At 72.6% G+C, this 519-nt stretch carries 1 protein-coding gene; it reads right to left on the reverse strand.

Annotated elements, in window-relative coordinates:
* The coding region (locus CGX12_RS19425) for a 3'-5' exonuclease (protein ID WP_303396194.1) at positions 1-519 on the reverse strand (519 nt) is incomplete at both ends.

The raw sequence follows: 519 nt of genomic DNA on the forward strand, positions 1-519 counted from the left end.
CCAGGGGGGCGAGCCAGTCGGCCAGGGGGCCGGCAAGCGGGCTGCCGCCGCCCAGCACCCGGCCCATGGCCGAGTCGTGCAGGCGCGAGCTCTTGCCGTTGCCGACCCCGATGTCGGCCAGCCCCAGCCAGCAGGCGTGGCGGGCCCGGGTGAGGGCCACGTACAGCAGGCGCAGATCCTCCCCCAGCCGCTCCCGCTCGGCCAGGGCCTTTTCCTCCTCGCTGGGATTGAGCACCAGCCGCTTGCGCCGGCCGTCGTAAAGCTGCACCGGGCCGCCCTTGCCGCCGCTTTCCCGGAAGGAGCAGATAAAGGGCAGAAACACCAGGGGATACTCCAGGCCCTTGGACTTGTGGATGGTCACCACCCGCACCAGATCCGCGTCGCTCTCGAGCCTAAGCACCTGCTCATCGGCGGCCTCGGCGCCCGCCTCCCGGGCCTCGGCCAGGTGGCGGATCAGCGCCTGCTCGCCGTCCAGGCCGGCGGCGGCCTGCTGCAGCAGCTCGGCCAGGTGCAGCAGGT

Origin of the sequence: Zobellella denitrificans (genome assembly GCF_002237365.1) — a bacterium.
Lineage (GTDB): Bacteria > Pseudomonadota > Gammaproteobacteria > Enterobacterales > Aeromonadaceae > Oceanimonas > Oceanimonas denitrificans.